Here is a 2,621-nt window from a genome sequence, read left to right as displayed (position 1 = left end):
GGGCGGGGGTCCCGGTGGCCGGCTTGCCGACGAGTGCGGTGAGCGGGGAGCCCGTCTTCGCGTTGCAGGTCCAGGCCCGGGGACCCTGGCCCTTGAGGATGCGTTCGGCGACGGCTATCTGCTGTTCCTTGGTGGCCAGGTGCGGGGCGGGCGCGTACTGGCGCCCGCCGTAGTCGTTCCAGGTGGGCTGCTGGATCTGGAGGCCGCCGGTGGAGCTCGCGTGTCCGTAGCTCAGGTTCCACCGGCCGTTGGACTCGCACTCGGCGATCTTGTCCCAGGCCGCGGTCCGGTCCTGCGCCGAGGCGGTGCCCGACACGGCCACGGGCAGGGCCAGGCCGATGCCGGCCGTCACGGCGACGGACGCCGCCTTGTGGTGGACCACGTTGTTGCTGGGCCTGCGGTGTCGGTTGTGTCGCGCCATCAGTGATTCCTCCGTCAGCCTGGACGGCATCCCGTGGGGGAGGGGGGTGCCTGACGGCCGAACGTAGCCTCGGGCACACGAGGCCGGGCAGCGCCGACGGGTCAGCACAAAGGGACGTCCGGCCCGACCGGACCGGCCCTCCGCGAGGGCGCCGACCAGCGCCCCCGGTGGCGCGGCTGCGCGGTGCCGGGACTCCCACGGCGCCCGCGGCGTGCCTGACCGGTCAGCGATGACGGACCGATCGGCGGCACGAACGGACACGGCGCGGGGACGTGCCCCGGGAGATGCTCAGCATGGCCACGCAGGGTGACCGGGAGCCGCCCGGACACCGGGCGGGCCGGTGCCGGGCGCCCTTCCGGTGGCAGGGCGGTCCTCCCCATCAGGGACCGATCGGGGGAGGGCGTCCCCCTCCGGCAACGACCACAGTGAGTGTCCGGCCCTCGTGTGCATCGACGGCCGTCAGGTGAGGTGAACCCATGAACATCAGCCCCGACCGGCCCGCGCCCGGCGCCCCGTCCGCCCCTCTGGGGCACGTGGTCTTCATCACCGCGGCGGCGGCGATGGGCGGCTTCCTCTTCGGCTACGACAGCTCCGTCATCAACGGTGCGGTCGTGGCGATCAGGGACCGTTTCGGCATCGGGCCCGAGGCGCTCGCCCAGGTGATCGCGGCGGCCCTCATCGGCTGCGCGCTCGGCGCCGCGGTCGCGGGCCGGATCGCCGACCGGATCGGCCGGATCCGGTGCATGCAGATCGCCGCCGCGCTCTTCACCGTCAGTGCCGTCGGCTCGGCCCTGCCTTTTGCGCTGTGGGACCTGGCCCTGTGGCGGGTCGTCGGCGGCTTCGCCATCGGCATGGCCTCCGTCATCGGCCCCGCCTACATCGCCGAGGTCTCCCCGCCCGCGTACCGCGGCCGGCTCGCCGCATTCCAGCAGGCCGCGATCGTCATCGGCATCGCCGTCTCCCAACTCGTCAACTGGGCCATCCTGGGCATCGCCGACGGCGAGCAGCGGGGTGTGGTCGGGGGGCTGGAGGCCTGGCAGTGGATGCTCGGCGTGATGGTGGTCCCGGCCGTCCTCTACGGGCTGCTGTCCTTCGTCATCCCCGAGTCCCCGCGCTTCCTGATCTCCGTCGGCCGCACCGACCAGGCCAAGAAGGTCCTGGCCGAGGTCGAAGGCTCGCACATCGACCTCGACGCCCGCACCGCAGAGATCGAGCACGGGATGCGCTCCGAGCAGAAGTCCACCTTCAAGGACCTGCTCGGCGGCCGGTTCGGGCTCGCGCCCATCGTCTGGATCGGCATCGGCCTGTCGGTCTTCCAGCAGCTCGTCGGCATCAACGTGATCTTCTACTACAGCTCCTCGCTGTGGCAGTCCGTCGGCATCGATCCCAGCAGCTCCTTCCTGTACTCCTTCACCACTTCGATCATCAACATCATCGGCACCGTGATCGCGATGATCTTCATCGACCGGATCGGCCGCAAGCCGCTCGCCCTCATCGGCTCGGCCGGCATGGCGATCTCGCTGGGCCTGGCCGCGTGGGCGTTCTCGTTCAAGAGCGGCACCGGTGGCGACATCACCCTGCCCGACGCCCAGGGCACCGTCGCCCTGATCGCCGCGCACGCCTTCGTGTTCTTCTTCGCCATCTCGTGGGGCGTGGTCGTCTGGGTGCTGCTCGGCGAGATGTTCCCCGGCCGGATCCGTACGGCCGCCCTCGGCGTCGCCGCGGCCGTGCAGTGGATCGCCAACTGGATCATCACCGTCTCGTTCCCGCCCCTTTCGGACTGGAACCTGTCGGCCACCTACATGATCTACGCCGCCTTCGCCCTGCTCTCGATCCCGTTCGTCCTCAAGTGGGTGCCCGAGACCAAGGGCAAGGCGCTGGAGGAGATGGACTCCCCCGAGGTGCCCGAACTGGTCGCCGCGCGCTGACGGCGGACCGCCTCCCGCCCGGCCCGCGGCCGAACCCCCCGCTACGAAGAAAGCTCCACCCGTGAGAACTGAGATCGGCATCACCGTCGCGGCCGCGGCCGCCCTCGTGGCCAGCGGCGTCGTCCTCCCCATGGCGGCTCGCGCGGCCGGCAGCGTCCCCGACCCGGTGCGGGGAACGGTCACCGTGGCCGCACCGGCCACGACCGGGTCGCCCCGCCCGGTGCCGGGGGCCTCCGACGGCTCCCCCGCCGCCACCGCAGCCGCCTCCACGC

The 2,621-nt window shown here is 71.9% G+C and carries 2 protein-coding genes and 1 pseudogene; 2 read left to right on the top strand and 1 reads right to left on the bottom strand.

The features are described from left to right. On the bottom strand, positions 1-421 hold a 421-nt coding region (locus tag EF918_RS34620), incomplete at its 3' end, for a transglycosylase family protein (RefSeq protein ID WP_185922071.1). Positions 422-897: 476 nt separating this feature from the next. On the opposite strand from EF918_RS34620, the gene EF918_RS34615 reads away from it, so the two are divergent. Then, complete coding sequence (locus EF918_RS34615) at positions 898-2,349, top strand: sugar porter family MFS transporter (RefSeq protein WP_125652828.1); 1,452 nt, start codon at positions 898-900, stop codon at positions 2,347-2,349. 61 nt (positions 2,350-2,410) lie between these two features. After that, a pseudogene (locus tag EF918_RS34610) lies at positions 2,411-2,621 on the top strand (hypothetical protein); the annotation flags it as partial.

The organism is Streptomyces sp. WAC06614 (genome assembly GCF_003949795.1).
Classification (GTDB): Bacteria; Actinomycetota; Actinomycetes; order Streptomycetales; family Streptomycetaceae; genus Streptomyces.
This window is presented reverse-complemented; position numbering and strand designations above follow the sequence as displayed.